Origin of the sequence: Magnetovibrio sp. PR-2 (genome assembly GCF_036689815.1) — a bacterium.
Taxonomy (GTDB): Bacteria; Pseudomonadota; Alphaproteobacteria; order Rhodospirillales; family Magnetovibrionaceae; genus Magnetovibrio.
This window is the reverse complement of record NZ_JBAHUR010000003.1, coordinates 334,002-356,358: the sequence shown is the minus strand read 5'-3', so window position 1 is coordinate 356,358 and position 22,357 is coordinate 334,002. Positions and strand designations below refer to the sequence as shown.

General features: G+C 53.6%; 23 protein-coding genes, 1 tRNA gene and 1 riboswitch. Of the genes, 15 read left to right on the top strand and 9 right to left on the bottom strand.

The features are described 5' to 3' along the window. The first annotated feature begins 97 nt into the window (after positions 1-97). Positions 98-355: a DUF1127 domain-containing protein gene (locus V5T82_RS06595; protein WP_332894816.1), complete on the top strand. Its 258-nt coding sequence runs from the start codon at positions 98-100 to the stop codon at positions 353-355. Between the two features lie 105 nt (positions 356-460). Here V5T82_RS06595 and V5T82_RS06590 read toward each other — a convergent pair whose 3' ends face one another. Continuing rightward, the gene (locus tag V5T82_RS06590) at positions 461-1,342 is read right to left on the bottom strand and encodes a phosphoribulokinase (RefSeq protein WP_332894815.1); all 882 of its coding nucleotides are present in this window, start codon (positions 1,340-1,342) and stop codon (positions 461-463) included. Positions 1,343-1,816: 474 nt separating this feature from the next. On the opposite strand from V5T82_RS06590, the gene V5T82_RS06585 reads away from it, so the two are divergent. Beyond that, the gene (locus V5T82_RS06585) at positions 1,817-1,987 is read left to right on the top strand and encodes a hypothetical protein (protein WP_332894814.1); all 171 of its coding nucleotides are present in this window, start codon (positions 1,817-1,819) and stop codon (positions 1,985-1,987) included. Between the two features lie 8 nt (positions 1,988-1,995). Here V5T82_RS06585 and V5T82_RS06580 read toward each other — a convergent pair whose 3' ends face one another. The 3 genes from V5T82_RS06580 to V5T82_RS06570 form a co-directional block, all read right to left on the bottom strand. After that, positions 1,996-2,670: a recombinase family protein gene (locus tag V5T82_RS06580; RefSeq protein ID WP_332894813.1), complete on the bottom strand. Its 675-nt coding sequence runs from the start codon at positions 2,668-2,670 to the stop codon at positions 1,996-1,998. Between the two features lie 315 nt (positions 2,671-2,985). Next, a tRNA-His gene (locus V5T82_RS06575) sits at positions 2,986-3,062 on the bottom strand. Positions 3,063-3,131: 69 nt separating this feature from the next. Next, positions 3,132-5,264 (bottom strand): cache domain-containing protein, encoded by a 2,133-nt coding sequence (locus V5T82_RS06570; protein WP_332894812.1) that lies wholly within the window; start codon positions 5,262-5,264, stop codon positions 3,132-3,134. Positions 5,265-5,634: 370 nt separating this feature from the next. Between V5T82_RS06570 and V5T82_RS06565 the strand changes: the two genes are divergently transcribed. From V5T82_RS06565 to V5T82_RS06540, 6 genes are all read left to right on the top strand, one after another. Then, positions 5,635-5,973 carry a P-II family nitrogen regulator gene (locus V5T82_RS06565; RefSeq protein WP_332894811.1) on the top strand — a complete coding sequence of 113 codons (339 nt, stop codon included), beginning with the start codon at positions 5,635-5,637 and terminating at the stop codon, positions 5,971-5,973. A gap of 102 nt (positions 5,974-6,075) precedes the next feature. Then, positions 6,076-7,497 carry a type I glutamate--ammonia ligase gene (gene glnA / locus V5T82_RS06560; RefSeq protein ID WP_332894810.1) on the top strand — a complete coding sequence of 474 codons (1,422 nt, stop codon included), beginning with the start codon at positions 6,076-6,078 and terminating at the stop codon, positions 7,495-7,497. 327 nt (positions 7,498-7,824) lie between these two features. After that, positions 7,825-8,547 carry a phage tail protein gene (locus V5T82_RS06555; protein ID WP_332894809.1) on the top strand — a complete coding sequence of 241 codons (723 nt, stop codon included), beginning with the start codon at positions 7,825-7,827 and terminating at the stop codon, positions 8,545-8,547. A 144-nt stretch (positions 8,548-8,691) separates the two neighbouring features. Next, a complete protein-coding gene (locus V5T82_RS06550; RefSeq protein WP_332894808.1) occupies positions 8,692-9,414 on the top strand; it encodes a phage tail protein in 723 nt (240 codons plus the stop codon). 151 nt (positions 9,415-9,565) lie between these two features. Continuing rightward, entirely contained in the window at positions 9,566-10,291 is a 726-nt protein-coding gene (locus V5T82_RS06545) for a phage tail protein (protein ID WP_332894807.1), read from the top strand. A 172-nt stretch (positions 10,292-10,463) separates the two neighbouring features. Next, positions 10,464-11,195 (top strand): phage tail protein, encoded by a 732-nt coding sequence (locus V5T82_RS06540; protein WP_332894806.1) that lies wholly within the window; start codon positions 10,464-10,466, stop codon positions 11,193-11,195. Positions 11,196-11,250: 55 nt separating this feature from the next. Here V5T82_RS06540 and cysC read toward each other — a convergent pair whose 3' ends face one another. The 4 genes from cysC to V5T82_RS06520 form a co-directional block, all read right to left on the bottom strand. Then, positions 11,251-11,910, bottom strand: coding sequence for an adenylyl-sulfate kinase (gene cysC / locus V5T82_RS06535; protein WP_442917339.1), 660 nt, complete (start codon positions 11,908-11,910; stop codon positions 11,251-11,253). Next, on the bottom strand, positions 11,907-12,656 hold the full coding sequence (locus tag V5T82_RS06530; RefSeq protein ID WP_332894805.1) for a phosphoadenylyl-sulfate reductase: 750 nt from the start codon (positions 12,654-12,656) through the stop codon (positions 11,907-11,909). The genes cysC and V5T82_RS06530 overlap by 4 nt, the downstream gene beginning before the upstream one ends. Beyond that, on the bottom strand, positions 12,653-14,731 hold the full coding sequence (locus tag V5T82_RS06525; RefSeq protein ID WP_332894804.1) for a nitrite/sulfite reductase: 2,079 nt from the start codon (positions 14,729-14,731) through the stop codon (positions 12,653-12,655). Before V5T82_RS06525 ends, V5T82_RS06530 begins: the two co-directional genes overlap by 4 nt. A gap of 237 nt (positions 14,732-14,968) precedes the next feature. Then, a riboswitch (SAM riboswitch) is annotated at positions 14,969-15,048 on the bottom strand. Positions 15,049-15,176: 128 nt separating this feature from the next. Beyond that, the gene (locus tag V5T82_RS06520; RefSeq protein ID WP_332894803.1) at positions 15,177-15,491 is read right to left on the bottom strand and encodes a hypothetical protein; all 315 of its coding nucleotides are present in this window, start codon (positions 15,489-15,491) and stop codon (positions 15,177-15,179) included. Positions 15,492-15,695: 204 nt separating this feature from the next. Between V5T82_RS06520 and V5T82_RS06515 the strand changes: the two genes are divergently transcribed. Beyond that, complete coding sequence (locus V5T82_RS06515) at positions 15,696-15,869, top strand: hypothetical protein (protein WP_332894802.1); 174 nt, start codon at positions 15,696-15,698, stop codon at positions 15,867-15,869. On the opposite strand, the gene mobB is transcribed toward V5T82_RS06515, so the two are convergent. Beyond that, on the bottom strand, positions 15,866-16,381 hold the full coding sequence (gene mobB / locus V5T82_RS06510) for a molybdopterin-guanine dinucleotide biosynthesis protein B (protein ID WP_332894801.1): 516 nt from the start codon (positions 16,379-16,381) through the stop codon (positions 15,866-15,868). The genes V5T82_RS06515 and mobB overlap by 4 nt on opposite strands. A 60-nt stretch (positions 16,382-16,441) precedes the next feature. Here mobB and V5T82_RS06505 point away from each other — a divergent pair, with 60 nt between their 5' ends. From V5T82_RS06505 to V5T82_RS06480, 6 genes are all read left to right on the top strand, one after another. Beyond that, positions 16,442-16,939: a HyaD/HybD family hydrogenase maturation endopeptidase gene (locus V5T82_RS06505; RefSeq protein ID WP_332894800.1), complete on the top strand. Its 498-nt coding sequence runs from the start codon at positions 16,442-16,444 to the stop codon at positions 16,937-16,939. A 141-nt stretch (positions 16,940-17,080) separates the two neighbouring features. Further along, complete coding sequence (locus V5T82_RS06500) at positions 17,081-17,515, top strand: hydrogenase expression/formation C-terminal domain-containing protein (protein WP_332894799.1); 435 nt, start codon at positions 17,081-17,083, stop codon at positions 17,513-17,515. Positions 17,516-17,531: 16 nt separating this feature from the next. Next, positions 17,532-18,620, top strand: coding sequence for a hydrogenase small subunit (locus V5T82_RS06495; protein WP_332894798.1), 1,089 nt, complete (start codon positions 17,532-17,534; stop codon positions 18,618-18,620). Beyond that, positions 18,617-19,282 carry a hypothetical protein gene (locus V5T82_RS06490; RefSeq protein WP_332894797.1) on the top strand — a complete coding sequence of 222 codons (666 nt, stop codon included), beginning with the start codon at positions 18,617-18,619 and terminating at the stop codon, positions 19,280-19,282. Before V5T82_RS06495 ends, V5T82_RS06490 begins: the two co-directional genes overlap by 4 nt. Next, on the top strand, positions 19,279-20,544 hold the full coding sequence (locus V5T82_RS06485; RefSeq protein WP_332894796.1) for a (Fe-S)-binding protein: 1,266 nt from the start codon (positions 19,279-19,281) through the stop codon (positions 20,542-20,544). The genes V5T82_RS06490 and V5T82_RS06485 overlap by 4 nt, the downstream gene beginning before the upstream one ends. 18 nt (positions 20,545-20,562) lie before the next feature. After that, a complete protein-coding gene (locus V5T82_RS06480) occupies positions 20,563-22,287 on the top strand; it encodes a nickel-dependent hydrogenase large subunit (protein ID WP_332894795.1) in 1,725 nt (574 codons plus the stop codon). The last annotated feature ends 70 nt before the right edge of the window (positions 22,288-22,357 follow it).

Below are 22,357 nucleotides of genomic sequence, written 5' to 3'. Positions count from 1 at the left end.
AGATCTATTATGAACATTCGCTGTGCTAATGGCAAGCTTTGCAGCATATTGGCTTCATCGAAACAAATCAAACAACCTCCAGACTGGGAGAAACAACATGAACACCGCAGTATCCAATGCATGTTTCCATCATGTAGAAACCGCCCCGGTTTGGCAGAAGACCGCCCAGGCCGCGCACAAAGGCCTCGGCAAGACTTTGCAAAAACTGGGAAGCTGGGCCCTTTTCGCGATCAAGGTTTCGCGCCAACGCCAAGAACTGAAATGCCTGCCGGCTGAACAGTTAATGGACATCGGCCTGACCAAAGCTCAAGCCCAAGCCGAAGCCAAGCGCCCGTTTTGGGACTTGCCGAACTAAGTCGGTCTGAACGACACCCCAAGCGCTCCCCTCCTCCTCCGAGAGCGCACAAAAAAAGCCGCCGGATGAACTCCGGCGGCTTTTTTGATGCTTGAAGCTTAAGGCTTAGACGCCTTGGGCCATCATTTCGCGCAAGATCGGGGTCAAGATGAGCTCCATGGCGAAGCCCATTTTACCGCCCGGCACCACGATGGTGTTGCGCCGAGACATGAACGAGTGCGGAATCATCTGCAGCAAATATGGGAAATCCACTTCACCGGGAATGGCTTCAGGCTTGCGGAAGCGAATCACGACAACGCTTTCGTCCGGCGTCGGGATGTCGCGTGCGATGATGGGGTCAGACGTGTCAACCACAGGCACGCGTTGGAAGTTGATGTCCGAATATTGGAACTGCGGCACGATGTAGTGAACATAGTCGTGCATGCGGCGCATGATGGTGTCCATCACGGCTTCAGACGAATAGCCACGCTGCGACGTGTCCCGGTGGATTTTTTGAATCCATTCCAAGTTGATCACCGGAACCACACCGATGTTCAGATCAACATGTGCGGGCATGTTGACTTCGTCATTTTTGACGGCACCGTGCAGGCCTTCATAAAACAGCAGGTCCGTGCCGGTAGGGATGTCTTCCCAAGGCGTGAATTGACCTGGAGTTAAGCCGTCATAGGGCTCGGCCTCTTCGGCGGAGTGCAGATACAAGCGACGCTTGCCGCCACCCGTTTTGCCGTAGGCCTGAAACAGTTCTTCCAGCTTTTTAAATTCATTGGCTTCGGGGCCGAAGTGGCTGAAGCTATTGTTGCCGTTCGCTTCATGCTCAGCGACCTTGGCTTTCATAGCCGCGCGGTCATAACGGTGGAAACTGTCGCCTTCAATAACGGCAGGTGTCAGGCCTTCGCGGCGGAACATGTGCTCGAAAGCGTCCTTAACCGTTGAGGTCCCGGCGCCGGAAGAGCCGGTAACAGCAATAATCGGGTGTTTAATCGACACGGTCGGAATCCTTCCCTGTTGGATCTCAATTTGTTGTTCAGCGCTTTTGATGCGCTTTTAAAAACTGCCGCCGAAAAACATCGGGAAAACCCGATGTTCAAGAAGACAAGATCAAATTGTCAGATCAAACCGAACGCATCACCACAGGCGAATTTCAAGCGCTAGGTCCAGTCTGGGGGAGGTCACTGGAGTGCCGTAAGGCGAGAAATGGACGAACCATTTCGCTGTAAAAAAGCTGAAATATCAATGATTTCATCAATTAAACAACAACAATTTTGTAGTGGTTTTTCATGTGTGAGTCAATGCTTCCATTAGAACTTTTCGATATACCGCAGTGCATACAAGACAAACCCTAAGGTTTGAGAACCTCGTTCAGTATTATGCTGCACTGCACGCTTATCTTTCACGCCCATGGACGTTCGGTTGATGTTGGCCTTAAACTGAGACTCTGATCACTTCATGCTTGGGAACGCCATGGCCGAACAAAAAAAATGCCCCGAATGCGGTGAGACATTCACCTGCGATCCCGAAGGCGATTGCTGGTGTAAGTCTTACCCTGTCTTAGACATCCCCGTGAACCTGCGCTCCGGTGAATGTCTGTGCCGCTGTGTGTTGGATAAACTGAAAGAACAGCAAGGCAAATAGCCTCCACTTCACCAACCCAGGTCCAGCTGGCGCTCGTCCTCGCCTTCATGATGTTCGTCAGTTTGAAGGGGGGCCAGCAGTGCCGTCGGAAACTCTTCCATCTCTTTGACAACGCGCTGAACGGCTGAAACGCCGCAGCCGACTTTACGTGCAATTTTTAAGATGCCAATGCCCTCTTCTCTGAGGATTTTGATCTGCATTTCTTTGACTTTGCTGATGGTCGGCCGGCCGACATTGAGGCCTTCAGCCTTACGCCGCGCCAGCCCCGCCCTCACCCGGTCCTGAGCCTGTTTTTTGTCTATATCGGCAAGAATGGCGACCATGTCGAGCATACTGCGGCCACGGGCCGTTGACGTGTCAATGTCTTCGCGGATGAACACGAGGCAAACACCACCCCGATGGATGGCGTCCATATTTTTCATCATCTGAGGAACCGCAACGCCTAAGGCTTCAATGCTGTGAAAAACCGCAACATCGAATAACTTGCTTTTCGCGTCTTTGATCATTTGCTTAAACGCGGGAAAACTCTTGGCGCCAGTCGCCCCCTTTTTGCCCACATCCTGATAAGTCTCTGAAACCTCTAACCCATGAGAACTGCAGAAAGTTTCCAAAACGAGGGTTTGTTTGGCCAAGGATTGATCTTGTGCAGAGGGGTGGACGTATATGGCTGCTCGATTGCCCATAGGGTTCTCCATGGCTGAATTGGGATGTACCAAAACCTTATACCCAAAGCGATACCGTAACTCTATACGCCAAACCATACGGTTATCCACATACTGTTAACGGCATACGGAAACCATATACAGGAATCCCCATACAGGTAACCCATACGGATTGAGACGCAAATTCAAGGCAACACACGTCACGGCCCAAAGCCACAGAAGACTTAGGCAAAGAATGAGTACGGATTGAGACGCAAATTCAAGGCAACACACGTCACGGCCCAAAGCCACAGAAGACTTAGGCAAAGAATGAGTATGGAAATATGGAGGGGGAAATGGGGTGGCTGATGGGATTTGAACCCACGGCCTCCGGCATCACAAGCCGGCGCTCTAACCAACTGAGCTACAGCCACCATAGTTCCGGGCAACGCCCGAAGCCGCCCTTATCTAGACGTATCGTTTCCCCACGTCAAGCCGACTTTTCAATCTCTTGTGCGCGATGCCCCAAAGCGGACGATAACCGTGGTTCCGTCCCCCGGTTTGCTTTGGATGTCCATGGTCCCGTCGTGCATTTTGATAAGCTCATGGGTCAACGGAAGGCCCAGGCCTGTCCCCTGGGTATCTTGGGCCAACTCAGATTCTGTGCGCCCAAACGGTTCCATGGCCGATTCAATACCCGCTTTGTCCATACCGATCCCCGTGTCGGACACGCGAAACACCAATTCACGGCCTAACTGTTCAACCATCAACGTCACCGATCCCCCCCGTGGCGTATACTTAATGCCATTGGTCAACAGGTTCAGCAGGATCTGGACAATGCGCCGACGGTCGGCATAGAGCTTCAACAAGCCGTCCGGTACAACCGATTTCAGGGCAATGCCTTCGTCCGAGGCAAACTGGTTGACTTGAGTGATGCACAGGTCCGTAATTTCTTCAACGTGCAGGTCTTTGTTGTGCAGCTCCAGCTTGCCCGCTTCAATCGCAGAGAGGTCCAAGATGTCGTTGATCAGCTCCAACAGGTGCGTGCCGGCTCCATGGATGTTGGTGATGTAGTCTCTGTAGCCTTCATTACCGATGGGGCCCAAGATTTCGTGCTTGATGCTATCGGAAAAGCCGATAATCGCGTTCAAGGGCGTGCGCAGTTCGTGGGACATATGCGCCAAGAAGTCTGACTTGGCTTGGTTGGCGACGTCAGCCTGTTCCTTGGCTTTGACAAAGTCAGAGGTACGCTGCGTAACTTCTTGTTCCAGCTTTTGGCGTTCTTGGTCGAGTTCCTCTTGGACCTTGCGCCGTTCTTGAATTTCGTATTCCAGCTGCTGGTTTTTGACCTCAAGCTCCGCACTGCGGTCCAAAGAAAGGCTTTCCAACGTTTTGAGTTGGGTGACCATGGCATTGGCGGAGTTGGCCAAGTCCACCAACTCTCCATAGGTCATGAGACCGGCATCAATTTTGACGTTGGCGCGGGCGGCATCATTGAAAAACTTTGTCACCATAGAAAAATTGTCTTGCAGCGCGGTCGAGACTTTGCGGGCATAGATGAAAAACGCGGCCACCAACAGGGCCAAAACCAACAAAGTCCTCAATACATTGCTGACAATATTTGAGAACGATTCGGCACTGCGTTTTTGGATTTGGGCTTCCAGGTCGTCGAGCATGACACCTGCGCCGACATACCATCCATAGCTATCAATACCCGTAACGTAGCTGAGTTTGGGGCGCGGAGGACCACCTGAGAACCCCGGGATATGATACGTCACATACCCCCCACCGGCTTGGGCTGTTGAGATCAACTCCTGAACGATTTTTTTGCCGTTTACATCGGTGATGTCGATCATGTTCTTGCCTTTAGCCGGCCCGGCGAGGGAAATCCCATCATATTGACCGGCAAAAAGATAATTGCCGACCCCGGCTGTTGACGTTTCTATACGCCCCTGCAATTCAGCCTTCGTCACGCGTTTGATATCAGATACCAGCTTGCCGACACCGACAATCCAATCGAAGGATTTGATGTGGCGGATGTGCGAGATCTTTTCCAGCATTTGCCCAGGGTTGTTTGCATCCGGCCAGGTGTAGTGGTTCTCCCCTTCCCCTTTGGTTTTCGCAATTTCTATGACCTTTGCGGTGGTCTCACGTATGGGCGGGCTTGCATCCACCAAGACATTGGTGCCTTCGAACTCAGGGCCATGGCTCGACATCAACAGCAAGCCGTCCATGTCGATGATAAAATAATCGCGGTGCTCCACTTCAGTGGTGATGGGACGCAAGGCTTCTATAACTGCATTTTGGAGTTGTTTGGGCGACATCTCCGCCGCCAAATGTTCTGACATGTGACGCGCGATATCATCGAACTTCTGCGTCTCTTGGGTCAGGCGCTCCATCGAAGCGCTCAGAGATTGATTGCGCGTCGAGGTGATCAATTCAGCCATAGCCGTAATCACGGACTTCAAAAAAACTTTTTGGTCGCTGATATGAGTTTTGCGAAAGTTTTCGTTCTCGCGCACAAACGAACGATAGTCCTGATACCCCCACAGGCCACCAATAAAAACAATGGCGACGCAGGCCATGATGGCCATGCGTAATGGTATGGTCGTCGCAATGTGCGGCTTGTGGTTCAAGGTCGTGATCTCAGTGTCTAGTGAATTTATGGCCCGGCTTGAATTCAATCCTGATCTGCCCTGTGTTTCAAGTTAGAGTTTCTTTTCACATACATTTTTAAGGCTAAAGCGTTCGCCCTCACCATCCACTTGATGAATATAAATGCACTTGCACATTTTTTCATCAGCGCAGGTTGTCGACTTTCCTCCATCTGTTCATGGGGTTAGCTTCTTAGCAATTGTTTTTACTATCAGAATTTTCCACAATGCACTTTGGCACGACATATGCTAAATAGGCTCCAAGCCAAGACCGAATATATAAATAAGCTTGGCCAGAGGAGACAGTGGTCCGTTCCGTCCTGGGATGCGATCAAGCGGAGTAAAAAGCGCGATGAAAAAAATCGAAGCCATCATCAAACCTTTTAAGCTAGACGAAGTGAAGGACGCTCTTCACGAGGTGGGCCTGCAAGGCATTACCGTCGTCGAAGCCAAAGGTTTTGGGCGTCAAAAAGGCCATACAGAGCTTTATCGCGGTGCTGAATACGTTGTGGACTTCCTGCCGAAAGTCAAACTTGAGGTCGTTTTGGAAGACTCGCTCGTTGAACGTGCCGTGGAAGCCATTCAGCAAGCTGCCCACACGGGTCGCATTGGTGATGGCAAAATCTTTATCCTGCCCGTAGAAGAAGCAATCCGAGTTCGCACTGGCGAAACGGGTGCGGAAGCTATTTAACGGGGATAAACCGAATTCCGGTCTTGTCCGCCGATCTTGTCCGACTGGGGAATACCAAGACTGGCTTAACCTTCAAACCACCATCCATCGAGGAAAACAAATATGTCTTTGGATCTCAAAACCGCCGATGACGTCATCAAATACGTCACTGACGAAAACATCGACTACATCGACCTGCGCTTCACCGACCCGCGCGGCAAATGGCAGCACTTGACCATGTGCTCCGAATTCGTCGACAACGACGCCTTTGAAGACGGCATCATGTTCGACGGTTCTTCCATCGAAGGTTGGAAAGCCATTAACGAATCAGATATGTGTCTGATCCCTGACGCAACCACGGCTGTTATGGATCCGTTTGCTGCGCAACCGCAGTTGATCTTGTTCTGCTCCATCCAAGAGCCCTCCACCGGTCAAGGCTACAACCGTGACCCGCGTTCTGTTGCAGAACGTGCAGAAGCCTACTTGAAATCCACCGGCATCGGCGACACCGCTTACTTCGGTCCGGAACCGGAATTCTTCGTCTTTGACGATGTGCGCTTCGAAGTTGAAATGAACCGTTGCTTCTACGAATTCGATTCCGATGAAGGTCCGTATGTCACGGGCAAAATCATGGAAGAAAGCAACATGGGTCACCGTCCGGGCATCAAGGGCGGCTACTTCCCTGTTCCTCCCGTTGACAGCTCTCACGATCTGCGTGCCGAAATGGTCACCGTGATGAAGGAAATGGGCCTCGAGATGGACAAGCACCATCACGAAGTTGCTCCGTCCCAGCACGAATTGGGCATGACCTTCTCCACGCTGGTTCGCACCGCTGATAACGTGCAAATCAACAAGTACTGCACGCATATGACCGCGCACACCTACGGCAAATCGGCGACCTTCATGCCGAAACCCGTTGCAGGTGATAACGGCTCTGGCATGCACACGCACCAATCCATCTGGAAAGACGGCAAGCCCTTGTTTGCGGGTAATGGCTACGCTGACCTGTCTGACGAAGCGCTGTACTACATCGGCGGCATCATCAAACATGCCAAAGCCATCAACGCTTTCACCAACGCTTCCACCAACTCTTACAAGCGTTTGATCCCGGGTTTCGAAGCTCCGGTTCTGTTGGCCTACTCGGCTCGCAACCGTTCCGCTTCTTGCCGCATCCCGTTCTCTCCGTCTCCGAAAGGCAAGCGCGTTGAAATCCGTTTCCCGGATCCGACCGCGAACCCGTACTTGGCCTTCACCGCTATGATGATGGCTGGCTTGGACGGCATCGAAAACAAAATCCACCCGGGCGATGCCATGGACAAGAACCTCTACGACCTTCCGCCGGAAGAGTTGGCAGAAGTTCCGACCGTTGCCGGTTCTTTGCGCGAAGCTCTGGAAGCTCTCGACGCAGACCGCGACTTCTTGAAGAAGGGCGGCGTGATGGACGACGACATGATCGACGGTTACATCGAACTGAAGTGGGAAGAAGTCTACAACTTCGAACACACCCCGCACCCGGTCGAATTCAAAATGTACTACAGCTGCTAATCAGCTCACGTCATTTAAACACATTAAAGCCCCGCAGTTTTCTGCGGGGCTTTTTTTGCGTCCACACACGACCAATGGTAGAGCCTAAAATCGCGTTGCGCGCATTCCACATTGTTTTGTACGCAAAAAGGCCTACTACCTTTAATTTCTTTGTTTTTTCATTTGCGTCCTATGATAAATGCTGCACAAAATTAGTCATGAGGGAAGTGGATTGACGCTCTCTATTTTTGCGGGCCACCGGTTGAATTGAAAAAAACCGAATTATGTGATTAGAGGCGCACATCCAGTTTGGGGCAAATTTTATAATATTTGAGGAGTGTTCATCTAATGAAACACACGAAGTCTTTGAAAGTACTCAGCGCAGGTCTTGTCGGCTTGGGTGTTGCCGTACTCGCCGATGCAAATGTCAACGAAGCCCACGCCACATGTGTGCCCGAACCTTATTTGGGTTCGGTCTGTATCACCGCAGGCGTGTATTGCCCGCGCGATTATGTTGAGCTCAACGGCGGCACCTTGAACATTTCCAACTACCAGGCGCTGTTCGCTGTCATTGGCACATCCTTTGGCGGCAACGGCATGACAACCATGGGCGTTCCCGATCTGCGCGGTCGTTCCGCCGTTCACCATGGTACCGGACCGGGATTGGCACCAGCCATCTTCGGCACTACCCGAGGTGTCCAATCCGTCACAGCTGATCTCAACACCTTGGCGGAACACAGCCACGCCGCCACCTTCACGCCCAGCGGCGGAGGTTCTGGGGTCACTGTATCGCTGAAGGCAGCAACGGATAGCAACCCGGATTTGGTTACCCCGGCGAACGGCAGCTACATTGCGCAAGCGGGCACTGGCTTCAGCGCTGCACCGTCGTTTGTTTCCGCACCGACCGGCACGGTCGAACTGGGCGGCGTCACCGTCTCCGGCAGTGGTTCGGGTGGCGGCACGGTCACCGTGGCCAATACAGGTGAGAGCTTATCGGCCACGAACATTCCCCCGCAATTGACCATGCGCTTTTGCATGGCGATCGAAGGGCTGTACCCACCGCGCACATAATTCTGTGAAGTCTGAGCCCCCTTCCCTGGGTGCAGGGGGCTCATTCACATGAAGGCCGTGAGGGGCGTCTTTGTTATGACGGGGTGAGCCTCATCTCGTTGCTATTCCTTATTTGTCGAATCACATTGTCTAGAGGGACTTAAAATGGCTACCACCAAAATGATCAAAAGTGTTTCCATCGGCCTGGGCGTTATGGTCTTGGGTATGATGGGCGACGTAACAACCAACAAAGCCCACGCCACGTGCGTGCCGGAACCCTATCTGGGCTCGGTCTGCATCACGGCCGGTGTGTACTGCCCGCGCGATTACGTGGAACTCAACGGTGGTTTTTTAGCGATCTCCAACTACCAAGCTCTTTATGCCGTCGTCGGAACATCTTTTGGTGGTAATGGCATCACCACCATGGGCGTTCCCGATCTGCGGGGCCGTTCGCCCATTCACTACGGTACGGGTCCGGGGTTGTCGCCCGCATTTTTCGGGTTCGCACGGGGTGATGAAACCGTGACGCAAGACCTGTCCACCTTGGCCCAGCACGCCCACACGGCCGTTTTCACGCCGGATGGCGGCGGCGGGGGTGTCACTGTGTCGCTTGACGCTGCGACGGATACCAATCCGACTGTGACGACGCCGACGACCGGCAGCTACATTGCTCAAGCGGGCTCCGGCTTTAGCGCTGCACCGTCGTTTGTTTCCGCACCGACCGGCACGGTCGAACTGGGCGGCGTCACCGTCTCCGGCAGTGGTTCTGGTGGCGGCACCGTCACGGTTCTGAACACGGGTGCCAGTGACCCGGAAACGAACATCCCCCCGCAATTGACCATGCGCTATTGCATGGCCATTGAAGGCCTGTTCCCGCCGCGCACCTAATCGGCAACATGAAAAGCCCCTGCAGCATTGGTTGCGGGGGCTTTTTTATACCCCCATGAGTTGATGTTTACCAAAGCCTGTGCTTATCTATTTCACACTATAAATACGTGTTCTAAGAAGTGATCAATTCCAACTTGTTGAGGGACAACTGATGAAATCAACTCACACCTTTAAAACCCTTTCAATTGGCCTGGGCGTGCTGACCTTGGCCTTGATCGGTGATGTTCAAACCAACCAAGCACACGCGACGTGCGCTACAGATCCTTATATCGGTTCCGTTTGCGCCACGGCAGCCAATTATTGCCCGCGCGGGTACATCCCGTTGCACGGTCAACTGATGACCATCAGCAGTGACACCACGCTGTTTTCACTCTTAGGCACCACCTTTGGCGGTGACGGGCGCACGACTTTTGGGGTGCCGGATATGCGTGGGCGTTCCATGGTCGGCTCGGGTGAAGGTCCGGGGTTGAGCATGGCTCTATTGGGACAGAGACGCGGGTATGAACGTGTTACCCCGTCGGAGCTGACTATGGCCACCCATAGCCACTCAGCAACCTTTGTCCCCTCGTCATCGGGCGGAAGCGATGTCGAAGTCACACTCAATGCGGCAACGAACACCAACCCGGATGTGAAGACCCCGACGACCGGCAGCTTCATTGCTCAGGCGGGCACTGGGTTTAGCGCAGCAGAGTCATTTGTCTCCTCACCGACCGGTACCGTTGAATTGGGCGGTGTTGAAGTGAGCGGTGGTGGCAGCAGCGGCGGTGCCGTTGTCGTTGACGAAAACGGTGGTGGACAATCGACCATCAATGTCCCGCCGCAGTTAGTGCTTACATTCTGCATGGCTGCGCAGGGCACTTACCCACCCCGCAATTAACCACCACACCGTATTTCAAGCCTGACTTGAACCGGTGATTATGAAAAGCCCCTGCACCGATGTGCAGGAGCTTTTTTCACGCTTTGAGACATACCACTGTCTGTACTTATGTATTGAACACAATAATTGCGTGTTCAATCGTGTTTATCCTTTCCAACACTCAGAGGGGCATATGATGAACATCACCTACACCTTTAAAACCATTTCCGCAGGCCTTGGCGTCATGGCTTTGGCCTTGATCGGCGATGCTCAAACCAATCCAGCACATGCGTCCTGCACACCGGCCCCTTACCTCGGAACCGTTTGCCTCACGGCGGCAAATTTTTGTCCCGTTGGCTATATGCGGGCTGATGGAGCGCTGATCAAGATCAGCGAGAACCCGGGACTTTTTAGTCTCCTCGGCACAACATATGGCGGGGATGGGCGTGTTGATTTTGGCTTACCAGATTTGCGCGGACGCTCAGTTCTTCATGAGGGTAAAGGAAGAGATTTGTCCCCCTTCAAGAGGGGCGATAGGGTGGGAAAGCAATTCACAAATCCCTCCGTAGAGAGCATGGCCCTACACACCCATAACACTGTAGTAAACATATCTGAATACAATCATATACCTAACGTCAAGCTTTATGCGGCAACGGGTGAACCTTCCGATCTCGTAAAGCCGAGCAAAGGCGCGTATATTGGTATTACAGGTGACGGTTTCAGCAAGATGAAATCTTTCGTGACCTATGAAAAAGCCAGAGATCTAGTTGAGCTGGGTGGTATTGAAGTCACTTCAAAAGGACCGCTAGTGGCTGAAGCGGTTGGCGCACCTGCTGGTGGATCGCGGCCCTTCTCCAACCGCCCGCCACAGCTGGTGATGCTCTATTGCGTCGCGACCAGGGGGGAGTTCCCGCAAAGACCTTAACCCGCATGTTCCGGGCCCTGATCTCACTTGGTCAGGGCCCGGACTTTGTTTGACATTAAGCGACAACACGCAAGCGATTATCGTCCAGTGTGAAGTTGTCTTCGATGTGGTCCAGCAGTTTGTGTACGGACTGTTCGATATCCAGCTCACCCGTATTCAAAACCAATTCAGCCTTTTTGGGCGCTTCGTAGGGTGCGGAGATGCCCGTGAATTCCGGAATCTCCCCTGCCCGCGCACGTTTGTAGAGCCCCTTAGGATCGCGGCTTTCGCACACGTCCAAGCTGGCGTCGACGTGGATTTCGTGAAAGCCTTCGCCGATGACCTCACGGGCCAAGTCGCGGTCTTCTTGGTAAGGCGAAATAAAGGCCGTCACGACCAAGGTACCGGACTGCGCGAACAAGGCCGCAACCTCGGCGATGCGGCGGATGTTTTCGCTGCGATCTTGGGGTGAAAAGCCCAAGTCCTTGTTCAGACCCGCACGCACGTTGTCGCCATCCAACACATATGCTTGATAGCCCAATTGGTGCAGGGCTTGTTCAAGGCCAAGTCCAACGGTGCTTTTGCCGGAGCCAGAAAGCCCCGTCAGCCACAACACGCCGCCTTTGTGCCCGGTGCGTTGCCATTGGTCTTTGGAATCAACGCGGTGGTCAACGATGTAGATGTTGCGCGCCAAGGCTTCTTGAGCGCGTTCAGATTTGATGTTGTTTTGGCTCATTGGCCGTACTCCGTAAGTTCGAATTGATAACTGTCATTGGCCCCAGTGGCCCCAGTGTCGTTCATAGACATGTGCAGGCCGCATTCTGTTTTGTTCTGCCCAGCCCACCGGCCTGCTCGGGGGGCTTCATGGCTACTAGTTCGACGCGTACACGTCTCACAACCGATAGAAAGAAAGCCTTCGGCCACCAAAGGATGGCGCGGCAAGCCCTTCGCTTCAAAGTGAGCCTCAATTTGATCCTGGCTCCACGTCGCAAGCGGATTGATCTTGATGTGCTGACCTTCAACATTGGCCGTTGGCAACGCAGCCCGGCCACCACCATGGTGGCGTTTACGCCCGGTGATTAAGATGTCGTAGTTCGCCGCCGCAAGGGCATGGGGCATGACTTTGCGCACCTGGCAGCACAGGTCCGGGTTGGAGAGATGAAGATCCCCATCCGGGTCAGAGCTGTTCACAAATCCAGACGGACTGGTTTCGATTTGAACGTTCGTTAGCCCTAAGTGGTCCACCAACTCTTCACGATATCTTAACGTTTCAACAAACAACTTTCCGGTATCGACAGTGAGAATCGGTGTTGAGGGATCGATTTCGGCCACCAAACTCAGCAAAACCGCCGACTCTGCGCCGAATGAGGATGACACCGCGACACCAGCGTTGGCCTCATTGTTCAAGACAGCATACAAAACGTCTTTACCGTCAAGCTTGCGCCAGTCTTGGATCTGGCTGTTCAACAGGTCCCGTTTCATTGTGCAGCTCCCGCTAAAAAGCCCGGAATGGCGCTCAATATGCGCTCGACCTCGTGGTCGACGGCTTTGGCCCACCCCCTGAGCGTGGAACTGGCCGTAGCCGGTTCCTTGCCCTGCTGTGCAGCGTCTTTGGCGCTTATAGCTTCGTTCAAAGCTGAGAGTAAGCCTTCGTCATGGGACCATTGGTCCCGAATGTGGGCGATCAACGCGTCCAAGGTCTGGTCTTCATTTCCGCCGGATATGACCAACAAACGTTGCGCGGGCAACTTCAAGGCTTCATCCACATGGATCAAGGCTTGTTCCCGGTTACCAACCTGTTCGGCACGCACAATGTCTTGGCGCGCCACACGGGCGAGATCGGACAAATGTTCCGCGACGACCGCGCCTGCTGCGCATTCTCCCGTAGCTGTGGCTGGCGGAACAAAGATTTTGTCGTCACCGATGTCAAAGCGCAATTGTTCTGCTTTAGCCTCTAGGTTGGTCAGGACCGGAGCCAATAAGCGTTCGATGCCTTCTTTGCCCAAGCGTTCTGCCCAAGCGCGTACCGTTTCGTTGTCCATCCGTCCCACTTTGTAGCCTTCCAAAAGCAAGCGAATAGCCTTTTTGGCATGAGCAGCGGGGAACACGGGACCTAAGATGCCGTGTTGTTCCGCCGTACCGCCCAAGTGGACTTGGTAGTGCGGCGCCGGTTTGCCGGAAATTTTCTTCGCCACACCATGCAAACCAATGTCGGCAATATGGTGATGACCGCAAGAGTTATGGCAGCCGGAGATGCGCAGCTTCACAGCCGGCAAACCGGCAAATTCGGGTTCCGCATCCAGCAAGCTTTCAGCCAGGGAATGGCTGTCGGTAATGCCGATGGCGCAGGTATAGGTGCCGGGGCAGGACACCAGATTGTCCATGGCATGTTTGCGCCCACTGGCATCCAAACCAATGTTTTTAACGTTATCGATGAAGGGCTCAACGGCGGCTTTGTCTAGACCCACAACGACAATGTTTTGATCGCGTGTGAGGCGCAGTTCATCGGCTCCGGCCTTTTCTGCCAAGTCGGCCAATTGTTCCAACTGACCCGACGTCAGCCAGCCTAAGGGCACTTCAACACCGACGGCAACGCCGCCGTTGGGCTGGTCGATGGCCCCGCGCAAGCGCAAATCACCCGCGTCTCGCGCTTGTGACCAATCCAGCTCTGCCCATTGGCGACGTTCAAAATCGCGAATGGCGTTGAACTGCTCTTTGACCAAGCGAACGAATTCCTCCGCGCCAAAGCGTTTGACCAAGAACTTGGTGCGGGCCTTGTTTTTGTTGATCCGGCTGGAATGGGCCACATGCACGCGCGCCACGGCTTCTTGAACCGCAGGCAGTGCGTCTTCGGTGACGAAGTCGAACACGTCTATAGACTTGGTTGGATGGGTGCCCAACCCGCCGCCGACGGTGACACGGAAACCTTGTTCACTGTCCCTATCCGTCGCAATAAAACCCAAATCGTCAATGGTGCTGAGACCGCAATCTTGCTCGCAGCCCGAAACCGTCGTTTTGAACTTGCGCGGCATGTGCTGGGTCAATGGATGGCGCAACCAGGCACGCGCCAACTGATCGGCCGCAGTTGCAGCGTCGGTTAACTCTGCCCCGCAAAACCCGGCTTTGGGGCAGGCCGTGACGGCGCGGAACGTATTGCCGGACGCTTCACGTGTGCTGACACCGCCTAAGTTGAGCCCCTCAATCAGCGGGGTCAGATTCTTCAACGCAATGAAATACAGCTGGATACCTTGGCGCGTGGTGATGTGCACGTCGCCACCCCCATGGGCTGCGTTGGCCCGGGCAATGGTGCGCGCTTGGGCAAAGCTTAAGCGTCCACCCGGCTGCTTGATGCGCATCATATGCTCACCCGCTTGGCGCTGCTCATAAATGCCAAAGCGCAGACGGAACGTCTTCCACCGGTCGTCATGCCAATCGCCTGCAATGTAGCTGGAAATGCCTTTGCGAAACTCTGAAATATCGTCGACGGAGGACAGGGTTTGTTCCGAGAAATCCGCCCAATCCGTGCTCTGGGCTGTATTGGCGCGTTGGTGTGTCATGGTCTTACATCCTTGATTTAAGGGCACAGAAACCCTTCTCGTCAGGCCTTGAAGCCTGCGAAATGCTGTGAATTTGTGATTGGTCGCGATTTAAAGCGTGCGGTTACGCTGCGCTGCACATCGACGGTAAGGATGAAGACAGAAAGTTCATCGGATGCTCCTTGATGTCCCCCTGGGGCATTTGGAAAGGTGTACGTGTGTTCAACATCTCAACCGCCTTTGATCATTTTGGACCCGCGGTGCCTTTCCGCGGCGCTTTAGCTTTGATTTGTTCACGCGGTCGCAAGCTGCCCCCTCAAATCACCGCGGATCAATTCGACACATATAAATGCACCCAGGGATGATCATCCTGTGACACCCATAAAACACACAAGAAGTATGGCTGTCAATTTATAAAAACACATTTTTTTGTTATTTAAATATAATACACACAAACTTAAGTGTGTTAATAACTTTTAGCCCGCACCCTCTCCATCGCCGGACCCATTGCGCGATAGCGTAAGATGGCACCGGTCACGATTAAAATGACACCGAAGATACCCCAAAAAAAAGGATGCACGGCGATTTCGAAGGGGGTGACAAAAAAGCCTCTTGGAGGTTCAAGAACATTGTAAAGAACAAGATAGGCAGCCGTAAACAAAGCCAGATATATCCCCGCCTTAAGCAATAGATTGAAGAGGACAAATGCATTTGGGTCGGTGTTGCGCATCTCGCGTTCAACGCGATTCCAAAATTCTGGGCTGTCTGTATCCAACTTCATGACCACGCTCCTTTCCGTGCGAATGAAGAGTATGAAGGCCTAAGCGTAAAGAATTTGTATGTGATGACCGTCACTGCAGATTCGCTCAGACCGTCTAGACTTGAGATATTGAAGATAACCTTAATAACCTGGAAAGGTTTGACTGTTAACATATGCCCGTATCGATCAAGAATGATCGGGGCACTGGACGAAGGAGACCTGAGAATGAGGTACTACCTGAAACATGTGGACGATGTCGCCAATCAGCTAACCGCTCTGGCCGACAACTTGGTTCAACACTTAGGCGTCGATGGCGCGTTGGAGGCCTGCCGCGAAAATTCGTGGTATGGCGTTCTCAACGAAATCGAAAATCGCCTGAATATGGGTGTTTGGAGCTAAGCGTCCAAAGAAATGTGCGCGATGATGAAGTCGGCCACCTGCCCGACGTCATTTAAATCGATTTGCGGTGTGGCCAACCCATCAATCTGCTCATCCGTCGCAACGCCGATGATCGTGTCGTCTTTGGACGCCAAGAGCGCTTTGCCTGTAGAAGGCCTGTGAACTTCCAGCTTGGCATAAGGATGTGACTTGAACCCCTCGATCAACAAGATATCCACCGATGACATCTTGGCGATCAACGTTTCCATATCAAATGCAGGGTCTTCACGCAGTTCATGCAACAATACCCAACGGTTGTTTGAGGTCAGCAGAACTTCCTTCGCCCCGGCCTCTCTGTGGCGATAACTGTCCTTGCCTGGTTTATCCATGTCAAATTTATGATGCGTGTGCTTCATCGTCGACACCGTCTTTCCGCGCTTAATCAGCTCGGGAATCAGATTGCTCAGCAGTGTGGTTTTGCCGTTTCCGCTAAAACCAATCACGCCGAGGATATGTTTGGGACCTGAAGTCATCGTTTGGGTGTCACATCGTTTTCACTGGTTTTGGAGATCGAACTATGTATGCTTCGCCATATGGATACAAGTCACGACTCCACCAATTCAGAAATTTTGGTCTTAGGCCTGGGCAACATCTTGTTGACGGATGAAGCCGTCGGTGTGCGGGCGCTCGAAACCCTCAAAACCCACCCTGAATTCCCGACCCAAGACGTCAAGCTTATGGACGGTGGCACCATGGGTATGACCTTGATGGTGGATATGGAAGACGCAGGCGCTCTGATCATCATCGACGCCGCACAGCTTCAACAGCCCGTTGGCACCGTGCAAGTCTTTGAAGGCAACGAAATGGATCATTTCCTGCGCACCCGTGGGCGTAGCCCGCATGACATCGGCTTGGACGACATCATGGACGGGCTGCGCTTGCGCTCTGCTGTGCCACAAAAACGTGCCCTGATTGGCATCCAGCCCAAAGACCTGCGGGTCGGCGAAACCCTGACCCCAGCTGTGGAAGCTGCCCTTCCCCAAGTGGCGGACTCTATTATTTCACTTATAAGTCGCTGGAATAAAAAATAAATTAGCATATTAGTGTTGTACTAATTTGTGCAACGCGGTATAATTTACGTTACAAAATTGTTAAACCTTGTAACATTAGATAGCTTCGTTTATCGTGTTATAAATTTGAAGGTTTCTAATCGGTTGAGGGGGAATTCGCCGATGGATTGCAAAATACCGCAATCAAATACGTCTGCTGAGATGGATGAGATCCTATCGTTTGTAGAAACGGGGAACGCTCCGCCTCTTTTAAATGAAATTCTACACGCTTTAACCGCGCTGATCGAAACGGGGCAAGAAACCACCATCGATCTGGGCGCGATGCCGTTTGCGACGGGTGACGAGCGCATCTTTAACGACATTCTGGGCACGGGCGAAGTCAGCTGTGTGCTCACTGTTTTGGGCGAAAGCCGCATTCACGAAACCGCCATACCGGGTGTGTGGCGGATCGAACATTTTGATGAAAACGGCGAATATCAATCCCGTTTCATCGAAATCACGTTTATTCCGCAGATTTTGAAAACGCAGCCCGAAGACGCCGAACGTGGCGTTCGCGAGTTGGCGGAACGCATTTCTGAATTGAACACAAAAGACTGAAGGGAGAACCCGACTAATGGAGACCACCCCTAAGTTGGCAGACATGATGAAGACCCACGGCATCAGCCGTCGCGCATTTATGAAGTACTGCGCGTCACTGACGTCTTTAATGGCTTTATCCCCTGCCCTGGCCCCGCGCGTTGCAGAAGCACTGGAAAGTGCAGCGCGCCCGTCCGTCATCTGGCTTTCCTTTCAAGAATGTACCGGGTGTACGGAATCCATCACCCGCTCTCATTCTCCCAGCATTGAAGATCTCATCTTCAATGCGGTATCGCTGGACTACCACCACACCTTGCAAGCCGCATCCGGCCATGCTGCCGAAGAGGCACGCGAGCATGCGATGAAAGAGCACTGGGGCAAGTACCTGGTCGTGGTCGACGGGTCGATCCCGATCAAAGATCCCGGGTTTTCGTGTATCGCAGGCATCTCGAACTTAGACATGCTCAAGCAAACCGCTGAAGGTGCTGCCGCCATCGTGTCCATGGGCACGTGCGCGGCCTACGGCGGTGTCGGCCATGCCAAACCGAACCCCACGGGTGCGGTTGCTGTCACCGACATTATTAAGGACAAGCCGATCATCAACGTGCCCGGCTGCCCGCCTATCCCGGTGGTCATGACTGGTGTGTTGGCGCACTTCTTGTCCTTCGGTATTCCTGAACTCGATGAATTGGGCCGTCCCAAAGCGTTCTTCGGCAATGCCATCCACGATCGCTGCTATCGCCGACCGTTTTACGACAAAGGTCTGTTCGCAGAAGGCTTTGACGACGAAGGTGCCAAAGAAGGCTGGTGCTTGTACAAGCTCGGCTGCAAAGGCCCGACCACCAAAAGTGCGTGTGCAACGGTCAAGTGGAACAACGGCGTCAGCTTCCCCATCGAAGCCGGCCACCCGTGTTTGGGCTGCACAGAGCCGGACTTTTGGGACAACGGCGGCTTCTACAAACCGCTGTCCGTTCCGTCAGGCGATTATCGCAAAGCCGGTGTCGCTGCCGTCGCAGGTGGTGCGGCTCTTGGTGCGGCAAGCGCCATGCTGGCCAAATCCGGCAAGGCCAAAGCAGCCAAAGCCCACGAAACTGTGGATGCTCATGATCTGGAGAAATCGTCATGAACAACGAAGCATTTGATCTCTTGATGTGGGCGCGCGGACCTGGGTTCGACATCGCGCTTATCATCTTCCTCGGTGGCGTTGTGTTGCGCCTTGTGGAAATCATTATCTTGGGCCGCAAAAAAGATTTGGCTGCACCAAAAGGCCAGCCCGTCGCCCAAGGTATCAAAACCATCTTCACCCGCACCTTCCCACGTGAAGGCTTGGTGAAGTATGCGCCGATCACATACATCGGCGGCTACATTTTCCACTTGGGATTTTTCATCGCGTTCTTCTTCTTCGCCCCGCACATCGCTCTATTTACGGATGCGTTCGGCATCTCTTGGCCGGGCGCAGGTCGTGTGATCGTGGAAAGCTCGACGGCTTTAGCCTTGCTAGCCATCATCGCGCTGTTTTATTCACGCATGACCGATCCTGTGCGCAAAGCCATCACCACGTTCGATGACTATGTTGTGCTGATCTTGAGCGCCCTGCCCTTGATCACGGGATATGTGGCCGTCAACAAACTGTTCGGCGATCCGACCTTGATGATGGCGCTGCACGTTCTCAGTGTTGATCTTCTGCTGGTCGCCTTCCCGTTTACCAAGTTGATGCATGCCTTCACGTTCGTGATGGCACGGTATTACAACGGCACCATCCAAGGCCGCAAAGGAGCTGAATCATGACCGCAACATTGACCCGCGGCCTCAATGCGCTGCGCGAACAAATCGATGCCCCGGTTGCCAGCTTCTTTTCCAGCTGTGTGAGCTGTGGCTTGTGCGCGGAATCGTGCATCTTCTACCGCGCCACCGAAGATCCGAAATACACGCCGATCAAAAAGCTCGACTTGATGCGCCGCATCTGGTCGCGTGAATTCACCCTGCTGGGCCGCTTGGCCGGTATGGTGGGCTTGGTCAAACCGGTGACGGATGATGATCTGAAAGGCTGGGAAACCTTGGTCTATGACAGCTGCACCATGTGCGGACGCTGTTCCATGGTTTGTCCGGTCGGCAACGACATCACCATGATGATCCGCAAAATGCGCGAAGGCATGTCGGCTGCAGGCCACGCCCCGGTCGAACTGATCGGTGCGGCGGAACGTCATACCGACGGCAACAGCCCCATGGGTGATTTGTCGAAAGCCTTGGAAGCTCAAGTCAAAGCCGCTGTGGCCGAAACGGGCATTCCCATTGAATTCGACAAAGAAGGTGCGGACTACATGGCGATCTTCTCGGCCCAAGAAATTGCCGAGTTCCCGGAAGTCATCGGCTCCATGGCGCGCATTTTCAAAAAAGCGGGGGTGACTTGGACCATTTCCATGTCTGCCTTCGAAGCCACAAACGTCGGCATCCAACTGGGCAACCGCGACGTGGCACGTAACTTGGTCTTGCGTGTGGTCGAAGCTGCCGAACGCCTGAAAGTCAAAGGCGTCATCAGCCCCGAATGCGGCCATGCCTATCAAGCTTTGCGTTGGGAAGGTCCGAACCTGATCGGTCGCACCTATGGTTTCGAGGTGATCCACATCATCGAGCTGTTGGACAACCTGCGTGCCCAAGGCAAGCTGAAAACCAAGGGCAAGGACGATCGCCGTCTCACCTTCCACGATCCGTGTCAGATCAACCGTCGTGGCGGCATCAATAAAGAGCCGCGCAACCTGATGAACATGGTCACAAGCAACTTCGTCGAATGCGAAGACGCAGGCACCATGAACTGGTGTTGTGGCGGTGGCGGCGGTGTCGGTTCGAACGAACGTGCCGAACAGCTTCGCCACGCGGCGTTCAAGTTCAAGAAGGCGCAGTTCGACAAGGTCGAGCCCGACGCCATCGTGACCATGTGCGCCTATTGCCACCACACATTGGACAACGTGTTCGAAGAATTCGACATCGAAGAAGAGGTCATTCAACTGACCGACTTGGTTGCCGAATATCTCGATGACGCAGATGCTTAGAGCTAGGGGAATTGAACAATGAATAAACGACTGGTCGTTGACCCGATTACCCGCATCGAAGGGCACTTGCGTATCGAGGCCCAGATGCAGGACAACACAATCGCCGAAGCGTACTCTTCGGGCACCATGGTGCGCGGGATCGAACTGATCTTGCAAGGCCGTGACCCGCGTGATGCTTGGGCCTTTGCGCAACGTATCTGTGGTGTGTGCACCCTGGTGCACGGCATGGCGTCCGTGCGCGCGGTTGAAGATGCGTTGGGCTATAAAATCCCGCCCAATGCACAGCTGATCCGCAACCTGATGATCGCGGCTCAATACGTGCACGATCACGTGATGCACTTCTATCACTTGCATGCGCTGGACTGGGTGGACGTGGTGTCTGCGCTGAGCGCTGATCCCAAAGCCACCGCGGACTTGGCGTCGAGCTTGTCCAACTATCCAAAATCATCGCCGGGGTATTTCTCGGATGTGAAGAAAAAGCTCAAAACCTTCGTTGAACAGGGTCAGCTGGGTATCTTCGCCAACGGATATTGGGGACACCCTGAATACAAGCTTCCGCCCGAAGCTAACTTAATGGCGGTGGCCCACTATCTCGATGCACTTGAATGGCAGCGTGATGTGGTGCAACTGCACACCATCTTCGGCGGCAAAAACCCACACCCGAACTTCCTCGTCGGTGGTGTGGCCAGCCCGCTGGATCCGAACTCCGACAGTGCCATCAACATGGAACAGCTGGCGAAGATTTCGGACGTCATCTCCAAAATGGAAGCCTTCGTCGATCAGGCCTACCTGCCCGACACGCTTGCCATCGCCAGCTTCTATAAAGACTGGGGTGCCAAAGGTGAAGGTGTCGGCAACTTCATGACCTATGGTGACTACCCGACTGGGGACACGTTCGATCCGTCCACATTCAAGGTGCCACGCGGTGTCATCTTGAACCGCGACCTGTCCACTATCCATGACGTGGATTTGGACAATGAAAGCGAAATCCAGGAATACGTCGATCACGCTTGGTACGATTATTCCGGCAAGGCTGAAGGCATCGGTCTTCACCCCTACAAAGGTGAAACCAACCTGAACTTCACCGGCCCCAACCCGCCCTACGATCAGCTGAATGTGGAGCAGAAATATTCCTGGCTGAAGTCTCCGCGTTGGAACGGCAAGCCCATGGAAGTGGGGCCCCTGTCACGCATGCTGATGATGTACGGAACCGGTAATGCACACGCCAAGGAACTGGTGGACATGACGCTCAACAAACTGGACGTTCCAGTGACGGCCTTGTTCTCGACCTTGGGTCGTACGGCCGCACGCACATTGGAAACCAAGATCTACTTGGACTTCATGCGCGGTTGGTACAAGGAACTGCTCGCCAACATTCAAAGTGGCGACACCAAAACCCACAACGAAGAACTGTGGGATCCCAAAACCTGGCCGAAAAAATGCCAAGGTGCGGGTTACATGGAAGCTCCGCGTGGGGCCTTGGGTCACTGGATTGTTATCGAAGACCAAAAGATCGCCAACTACCAAGCCATCGTTCCCACCACCTGGAACGCCGGTCCGCGCGATCACCACGGTCAATCCGGCCCTTACGAAGCCGCCCTGCAAGGCCACAACTTGGCGGTTCCGGATCAACCCTTGGAAATCCTGCGCACCATTCACAGTTTCGATCCGTGCATCGCGTGTGCTGTACACTTGAGCGGTGAAGACGGCGAAGAAATGTTGAAAATCAACATCGATCGCTAAGCGGTCGAGCAAAAACGGCAAAGGGCGGCTCTTGAGGCCGCCCTTTTTGCTTTCCGTTCATTATGATCGT

Excerpts from the sequence above, each read along its gene's own strand:
- V5T82_RS06595 (WP_332894816.1), top strand. The coding sequence starts at position 98 with ATGAACACCGCAGTATCCAATGCATGTTTCCATCATGTAGAAACCGCC.
- V5T82_RS06585 (WP_332894814.1), top strand. The coding sequence starts at position 1,817 with ATGGCCGAACAAAAAAAATGCCCCGAATGCGGTGAGACATTCACCTGC.
- V5T82_RS06580 (WP_332894813.1), bottom strand. The coding sequence starts at position 2,670 with ATGGGCAATCGAGCAGCCATATACGTCCACCCCTCTGCACAAGATCAA.
- V5T82_RS06565 (WP_332894811.1), top strand. The coding sequence starts at position 5,635 with ATGAAAAAAATCGAAGCCATCATCAAACCTTTTAAGCTAGACGAAGTG.
- glnA (WP_332894810.1), top strand. The coding sequence starts at position 6,076 with ATGTCTTTGGATCTCAAAACCGCCGATGACGTCATCAAATACGTCACT.
- V5T82_RS06555 (WP_332894809.1), top strand. The coding sequence starts at position 7,825 with ATGAAACACACGAAGTCTTTGAAAGTACTCAGCGCAGGTCTTGTCGGC.
- V5T82_RS06550 (WP_332894808.1), top strand. The coding sequence starts at position 8,692 with ATGGCTACCACCAAAATGATCAAAAGTGTTTCCATCGGCCTGGGCGTT.
- V5T82_RS06545 (WP_332894807.1), top strand. The coding sequence starts at position 9,566 with ATGAAATCAACTCACACCTTTAAAACCCTTTCAATTGGCCTGGGCGTG.
- V5T82_RS06540 (WP_332894806.1), top strand. The coding sequence starts at position 10,464 with ATGATGAACATCACCTACACCTTTAAAACCATTTCCGCAGGCCTTGGC.
- cysC (WP_442917339.1), bottom strand. The coding sequence starts at position 11,910 with ATGAGCCAAAACAACATCAAATCTGAACGCGCTCAAGAAGCCTTGGCG.
- V5T82_RS06530 (WP_332894805.1), bottom strand. The coding sequence starts at position 12,656 with ATGAAACGGGACCTGTTGAACAGCCAGATCCAAGACTGGCGCAAGCTT.
- V5T82_RS06525 (WP_332894804.1), bottom strand. The coding sequence starts at position 14,731 with ATGACACACCAACGCGCCAATACAGCCCAGAGCACGGATTGGGCGGAT.
- V5T82_RS06520 (WP_332894803.1), bottom strand. The coding sequence starts at position 15,491 with ATGAAGTTGGATACAGACAGCCCAGAATTTTGGAATCGCGTTGAACGC.
- V5T82_RS06515 (WP_332894802.1), top strand. The coding sequence starts at position 15,696 with ATGAGGTACTACCTGAAACATGTGGACGATGTCGCCAATCAGCTAACC.
- mobB (WP_332894801.1), bottom strand. The coding sequence starts at position 16,381 with ATGACTTCAGGTCCCAAACATATCCTCGGCGTGATTGGTTTTAGCGGA.
- V5T82_RS06505 (WP_332894800.1), top strand. The coding sequence starts at position 16,442 with ATGGATACAAGTCACGACTCCACCAATTCAGAAATTTTGGTCTTAGGC.
- V5T82_RS06500 (WP_332894799.1), top strand. The coding sequence starts at position 17,081 with ATGGATTGCAAAATACCGCAATCAAATACGTCTGCTGAGATGGATGAG.
- V5T82_RS06495 (WP_332894798.1), top strand. The coding sequence starts at position 17,532 with ATGGAGACCACCCCTAAGTTGGCAGACATGATGAAGACCCACGGCATC.
- V5T82_RS06490 (WP_332894797.1), top strand. The coding sequence starts at position 18,617 with ATGAACAACGAAGCATTTGATCTCTTGATGTGGGCGCGCGGACCTGGG.
- V5T82_RS06485 (WP_332894796.1), top strand. The coding sequence starts at position 19,279 with ATGACCGCAACATTGACCCGCGGCCTCAATGCGCTGCGCGAACAAATC.
- V5T82_RS06480 (WP_332894795.1), top strand. The coding sequence starts at position 20,563 with ATGAATAAACGACTGGTCGTTGACCCGATTACCCGCATCGAAGGGCAC.